Origin of the sequence: Streptomyces himastatinicus ATCC 53653 (genome assembly GCF_000158915.1) — a bacterium.
In the GTDB taxonomy this organism is placed as follows: Bacteria; Actinomycetota; Actinomycetes; order Streptomycetales; family Streptomycetaceae; genus Streptomyces; species Streptomyces himastatinicus.
The window spans coordinates 2,566,985-2,573,261 of record NZ_GG657754.1 but is presented as its reverse complement, the minus strand read 5'-3'; the positions used below and the strand labels follow the sequence as shown (position 1 = coordinate 2,573,261).

Below are 6,277 nucleotides of genomic sequence, written 5' to 3'. Positions count from 1 at the left end.
CGGCGGCACGGCCGGGTCGGTCAGGAACTCGACGCACACCGGGCCGTCCGCGCTGAGCGCCTCGCGCCACGCCTGTTCGACCTGCTCCGGCTTCTCCACCCGGATGCCCTTCAGGCCGAGCGATTCGGCGAACCGTGCCGCGGACACGTCGGGGATCTCCTGCGAGGGCAGGAACTGGGGCGCGCCGCCCATCGCCCGCATCTCCCAGGTCACCTGGTTGAGGTCCTGGTTGTTCCAGACGCCGATGATCAGCCGCGGATCGTCCCACGCGTGGCGGTACTTGGCCGCGGTGATCAGCTCCGCCATGCCGTTCATCTGCATCGCGCCGTCCCCGACGAGCGCCACCACGGGCCGGTCCGGCTGGGCGAACTTGGCGCCGATCGCGTACGGCACACCGCTCCCCATGGTGGCCAGGGTGCCGGACAGGGAGCCGCGTATCCGGCCGCGCATCCGCACATGGCGGGCGTACCAGTTGGCGACGGAGCCGGAGTCGCAGGTGAGGATCGCGTCGTCGGGGAGCAGCGGGTTCAGGCAGTGGGCCACGTACTCGGGGTTGATGGGGTCGGCCGACACCTCGGCGCGCTGCTCCATCACCTCGTCCCAGCGCCGTACGCCCGCCATGACCTGGTCCTGCCAGTCGCGGGACTCCTTGCGGCGCAGCATCGGCAGCAGCCGCAGCAGCGTCTCGCGGGCGTCGCCGACCAGGTTGACCTCGTACGGATAGCGCATCCCGATCATGTGCGGGTCGAGGTCGATCTGCACCCCGCGGACCTTGCCGAACTCCGGCAGGAACTGGGTGTACGGGAAGCTGGAGCCGATCGTCAGCAGGGTGTCGCAGTCGCGCATCAGCTCGTACGAGGGGCGGGTGCCCAGCAGCCCGATGGGCCCGGTGACATACGGCAGGTCGTCGCTCAGCACGTCAAGACCGAGGAGCGCCTTGGCGATGCCCGCGCCGAGCGTGTCGGCCAGCTGCCGCACCTCGGCGCGCGCCCCGGCGGCGCCCTGGCCGACCAGGACGGCGACCCGCTCGCCCGCGTTCAGCACCTCGGCGGCGCGTTCCAGCGCGCTGCTGGAGGGCACCGCGGACCAGCCGCTGCGGTCCAGGCTGGAGGGCACCATCTTGAACTCGTGGGTGGGCGGGGTGTAGTCCAGCTCCTGGACGTCCGCCGGGATGATCACGGCGGTGGGGGCGCGCCGGGCGTAGGCGGTGCGGATGGCCCGGTCCAGGACGTTGGGCAGCTGCTCGGGGACGGTCACGGTCTCCAGGAAGTCGGAGGCGACGTCCTTGTACAGGCTGTGCAGGTCGACTTCCTGCTGGTACGAGCCGCCCATCGCGCTGCGGTGGGTCTGGCCGACCAGCGCCACCACCGGGACGTGGTCCAGCTTGGCGTCGTACAGCCCATTCAGCAGGTGGATGGCGCCCGGTCCCGAGGTCGCCGCGCAGACGCCGAGCCGTCCGCTGAACTTGGCGTAGCCGACCGCCTGGAACGCGGCCATCTCCTCGTGCCGGGCCTGGATGAACCGTGGTTCGTTCTCCGCCCGCCCCCAGGCGGCGAGCAGTCCGTTGATGCCGTCGCCCGGGTACCCGTAGACATGGTCGACGCCCCATTCGCGCAGCCGGGCGAGGACGTAGTCGGCGACTTTGGTGGTCATGGTCGGTCACTCACTCCTGTGGGTGGGGTGATCGGGAAGGTGGGGTGCTCGGCGGGCTCAACCGGCCAGCTGCGGCAGCACCTTGGTGCGGTAGAAGTCGAAGAAGCCGCGCTGATCGGGCCCGATCTGGTTGACGTAGACGGTGTCGAACCCGGCCTCGGCGTACGCGGACAGCGCGCCGATATGGGCGTCGATGTCGTCGCCGCAGGTGACCTTGCGGGCCGTCCGCTCGGGCGTGATGAGGTCGGACGCCTGCTCGAAATGGGCCGGGGTGGGCAGCGTCGTCAGCAGCTGGCCGGGCAGCGACTCGACCGCCCACAGCCGGTGCGCGGTGCGCAGCGCCTCGTCGGCGTCCGGGCCGAAGCACACCTTCAGGCCGCCGCGTACGGGCTTGTGGTTGCCGCTCGCGCCGCTGCCGCGCCGGAACCGCTCCACCAGCTCCGCGTCGGGGACCATGGTGATGAAGCCGTCGCCGACCCGCCCGGCCAGCGCGCAGGCGGCCTCCCCGAACGCGGCGATGTCGATGGGCACCGGCTCGTCGGGGACGGTGAACAGCCGGGCGTTCTCCACCGTGTAGTGCTTGCCGTGGTGGTTGACCCGGCGCCCCTCGAACAGCTGGCGCATCACCATCACGGCCTCTTCCAGCATCTCCAGCCGGACCGGGGCCGGGGGCCAACGGTCGCCCAGCACATGCTCGTTGAGGGCCTCACCGCTGCCCACGCCCAGCCGGAACCGGCCCCCCAGCAGGACCGCGCTGGTGGCCGCCGCCTGGGCGACGACGGCGGGGTGGATGCGGAACGTGGGGCAGGTGACGGCGGTCTGCACGGGCAGCGAAGTGGCCTGGGCCAGGGCGCCGATCACCGACCAGACGAAGGAACTCTGGCCCTGCGCCTCGTTCCAGGGGTGGTAGTGGTCAGAAATCCACAGCGAGGTGAACCCCGCCTGTTCCGCCATCCGCGCCTGCTCGATCAGCTCGGCGGGGCCGTGTTCCTCGGCGGCCAGGAAGTAGCCGTACTCGGTCATCGGACCCTCCTCGAGCGCGGATGCGGTGCCACGGGTAACCGGCGCGAAGGGAAGAAAACACGGGAAGAAATCTTGTTTGGCAGGGTCGCGGTCGGGCACGCACCCCTTAGTGCTTCGGACCGGAGGCACGCCACGGGAGCAGCCCGGCTGCGACAGGCGTGTCCTCAGTGGTCGCCGCATTTGTCCGATTTGCTCCCACGGTGACACACGATAGCCCAAGGGAGGCACGGGCGCATGACAGCCGTACGAGCACACCCCCGGCAGACACCCAACCAGCAGGCACATCCCCGTCAGGCGCACACCCAGCAGACCCACACCCGGCAGGCACACCACCGGCAGCGCCGGCATGCGCACGACGACGCCCCCGACACCACCGCCGATTTCCGCCGCATCGCCTCCCTGCCGGAGGGCGCGCCGAAGGAAGCCCTGCGCCAGGACGTCGTCCGCGCCTGGATGCCGATGGCCGAGCGGCTGGCCGGGCAGTTCCGCAACCGTGGCGAGTCCGCCGAGGATCTGCGGCAGGTCGCCATGCTCGGCCTGGTCAAGGCCGTCAACCGGTACGACCCGGACCGCGGTACGGCCTTCGAGAGCTACGCCGTGCCGACCGTGGTCGGCGAGGTCAAGCGGCACTTCCGGGACCACCTGTGGGGCCTGCACGTCCCGCGCCGGGTCCAGGAGCTGCGCAACCGGGTCCGTACGGCGGTCCAGGACCTGACCCGCACCCCGGACGGCCGCACACCGAGCGTCGCCGACGTCGCCGAGCACACCGGGCTGAGCGAGGAGGAGGTCCGGTCCGGCATGGAGGCGCTGGAGAGCTACAGCACGCTGTCCCTGGACGCCGAACTGCGGGGCGCCGACGACGGATACGCGCTCGTCGACACCCTCGGCTCGCCGGAGCCCTCTTACGACCGCGTCGTCCAGCGCGAGGCGCTCAAGCCGTGCCTGGCCGCCCTGCCCGAGCGTGAACGGCGCATCCTGTACCTGCGGTTCTTCTGCGACGAGACGCAGGGCCGCATCGCCGACCGGATGGGCATCTCGCAGATGCATGTCTCCCGGCTGATCAGCCGTACCTGCGAGCGCCTGGGCGAGGAAGTCGACCGGGAAGCGGCCTAGCCCTCCCGTACCCGGGGGCGGCTGAGGGCCAGGGCGATGTGGCGGGAGACCCGGTCCGCCGCCCCCGCCTCCGCCATCTCGAAGGCGCTCCGCCCGCCCGTACGGAACAGCGAGAGCGCCCCGAGGACCGGGGACGTGGGCGAGACCCGCAGCGGGATGCAGAGCAGCGAGGTGACCTCCTCCCGGACGAGCACGGGCGCGCCCGTGGCGTCCCGGCCGAAGGCGTTCGCGTCGGGCGGGCTCACCCGCAGGGCCGACACCCCGTCGTCCAGCGCGTCGGCCACCAGCGGGCAGCCCGCCGGGTCCTGTTCGGCCAGCGACGCCGTCCGCTCACCGGCCGCCTCCGGCGGGCCGAGCGCGACCATCCGGCGCGGTGCGCCGGTGCCGTCCTCGGCCAGGTCGGCGATCACCCAGTCGGCGAACCGGCCGTGCAGCAGCTCCGCCGCCCGCCCGATCACCTCCTCGGGCCCGTCGCCCGCGAGGGTGACCCGCAGCAGCGCCGTCGCCATGTCGTCGACCAGATCCAGCAGCTCGGCATGGCGCGTCACCTCGGCCAGATCCGGTTGCGGGGCCGCCCCGTCCACCGCGTCCCGACCGGCGGTCCTGGCGGCCGGGAGGGTGGCCGAGGAGGTGGCCACCGGGGTGCCGCGGTCCGGCTGGAAGGCGGCCAGCACCGCGGGCTGCGGTTCGCCCGGCGGCCGCAGGGCCGCCAGCGTCACCCGCAGCGCGCCGTCCGGCCCCGGCTGCGACAGGTGCACGGTCAGGCTGCGCCCGCCCTCGCCGCGCGCCACCGCCGCGACCTGGGACCGCAGCGCCGCCTGCCCGTCCCGGCGCAACGACGATGTCAGCGGGCGGCCGGTGGCATATCCGGCGCGGGTGTTGAACAGCTGGGTCGCGGCGAAGTTCATACGACGAACGACGGACTCGCGGTCCAGCAAAACGACGGGAATCGGCAGTCGCTGGAACAGGGCGCGCAGCAGCTGCTGTTCCTGGGGGTCGGCCCGGCCTCCCGGGGGGATGTGGCTCGCCGCGGCCAGCTCCTCGTACCGTGGCCACAGCACGTCCACCACGTGCTGAAGCTCGAAAAGAGCGGCGTCCAGCACGGACAGCCGCTCCTGGGAGGGCAGCGCCCTCGCCGTTCGCAATTCATCGACACGTCTGCGGAAATCCGTGAGTTCCGCACCAAAATCCTGCGCCCGGGACATGGGCACACCGTAGCCTGACCGGCCGGTAAGCACCGGCCCAGTGTTGTTTTCCGCGCAAGGCAACGGGAAGCCGACCGAATAGGACCTCTGCGACCTCAACCGAAGGAAAGGACCGGAGTCGGCCATGCCCGAACGCGCGTACAGCCGTCCGCAGCGCCAGCCCGAAACCCCCTCGCTCGGCCGGGGTCTCGCGGAGCTGGCGGAACAGGCCGCCTCGTGCACTCCGGACAGCTGCGGGGCGACCGCCACCGCGCTCCTTCCCCAGGACGCGTCCGCCGGCGCGGACGACGACCGGACGATCGCCGCCACCCACCCCGATCTGTCGGCGCTGGTGTCGGTGCAGATGATGTCGGGGGAGGGCCCGATCCTGGCCGCCCTGGACACCGGCCGCCCGGCGGGCGCCGACGATCTGTTGCACGATCTGCGCTGGCCGCGGTACCGGGCACGGGCGCTGGACGCGGGGGTGCGGTCCAGTGCGACGCTGCCGTTCGCCTGCGACGGGCTGACGGTGACGATCTCCGTCTACGGTCTGCGGCCCGGCCCCCTGGAGAAGGCGGCCCAGGGCGCCACCGAGCTGCTGGGCGACCTCACCACCGAGTCCCTGGCCCGGGACCGCCTCTACCGCGCCGCCCTCGTCCAGGTGGACCAGCTGGACGCGGCGCTGCGCTCGCGTCCGGTGGTGGACCAGGCGTGCGGCATCGTGATGTACGTGCTGGGGTGCGACGCCGACCGCGCCTTCGACCTGCTGCGCCGGACCTCGCAGCGGACGAACCGCAAGCTGGTGAACGTGGCCGAGACGGTCGTACGGACCCGGGGCCGCGGCCTGGAGCGCCGGCTGATCACCCTGGACCAGGACGACGCGTCCTGACCGTCTCCTCGTGATCATCGCGGGGTGTCGTCCGTCGCCCCCCCCGCCGCCGCCACCGCGGATCTGCGAAGGTGGACAGCGTCGGCACACACGTGCACACGTGTGCACACACGAAAGGTGTGGGCGAATGCAACGGCAGTGGACCGCACCGGGCCCCGGCCGACCGGGAGGACGGCGGGCTGCCGGTCCTCCCGGAGCTGGCCGCGTGCTTCGCGGCGGCCGCGGACCGGGTCGCGCCGGAGCCGGTCGGCGGCTCCGCCGACCTGCGCACGGCCGCCTGTGAGTACTGGTCGCGGCGCGGGCTGTGGGACCGGCCCCGAGCACATCGTGGCCGCCCCCGGCGCCGAGCCGCTGCTGCTCGCGCTGCTCGCCTCGGCCCCCGGCGGCGACGTCCTGCTGCCCCGCCCCTGCGCCG

Annotated in this window: 5 protein-coding genes and 1 pseudogene; 3 read left to right on the top strand and 3 right to left on the bottom strand. The window is 72.6% G+C overall.

Annotation, left to right across the window (positions count from 1 at the left end):
- Both SSOG_RS10235 and SSOG_RS10230 read right to left on the bottom strand, forming a co-directional pair.
- A partial coding sequence (locus SSOG_RS10235) for a thiamine pyrophosphate-requiring protein (RefSeq protein ID WP_009714139.1) occupies positions 1-1,653 on the bottom strand: 1,653 nt, incomplete at its 3' end.
- 57 nt (positions 1,654-1,710) lie between these two features.
- Positions 1,711-2,676 carry an LLM class F420-dependent oxidoreductase gene (locus tag SSOG_RS10230; RefSeq protein ID WP_009714138.1) on the bottom strand — a complete coding sequence of 322 codons (966 nt, stop codon included), beginning with the start codon at positions 2,674-2,676 and terminating at the stop codon, positions 1,711-1,713.
- A 234-nt stretch (positions 2,677-2,910) separates the two neighbouring features.
- Between SSOG_RS10230 and SSOG_RS10225 the strand changes: the two genes are divergently transcribed.
- On the top strand, positions 2,911-3,789 hold the full coding sequence (locus SSOG_RS10225; protein WP_009714137.1) for a SigB/SigF/SigG family RNA polymerase sigma factor: 879 nt from the start codon (positions 2,911-2,913) through the stop codon (positions 3,787-3,789).
- Here SSOG_RS10225 and SSOG_RS10220 read toward each other — a convergent pair.
- Complete coding sequence (locus tag SSOG_RS10220) at positions 3,786-4,994, bottom strand: PAS domain-containing protein (RefSeq protein ID WP_009714136.1); 1,209 nt, start codon at positions 4,992-4,994, stop codon at positions 3,786-3,788. The genes SSOG_RS10225 and SSOG_RS10220 overlap by 4 nt on opposite strands.
- Positions 4,995-5,118: 124 nt before the next feature.
- Between SSOG_RS10220 and SSOG_RS10215 the strand changes: the two genes are divergently transcribed.
- Both SSOG_RS10215 and SSOG_RS55830 read left to right on the top strand, forming a co-directional pair.
- Positions 5,119-5,862, top strand: a complete 744-nt coding sequence (locus SSOG_RS10215) for an ANTAR domain-containing response regulator (RefSeq protein WP_009714135.1) — start codon at positions 5,119-5,121, stop codon at positions 5,860-5,862.
- A gap of 119 nt (positions 5,863-5,981) precedes the next feature.
- Positions 5,982-6,277: pseudogene (locus SSOG_RS55830) on the top strand (pyridoxal phosphate-dependent aminotransferase); the annotation flags it as partial.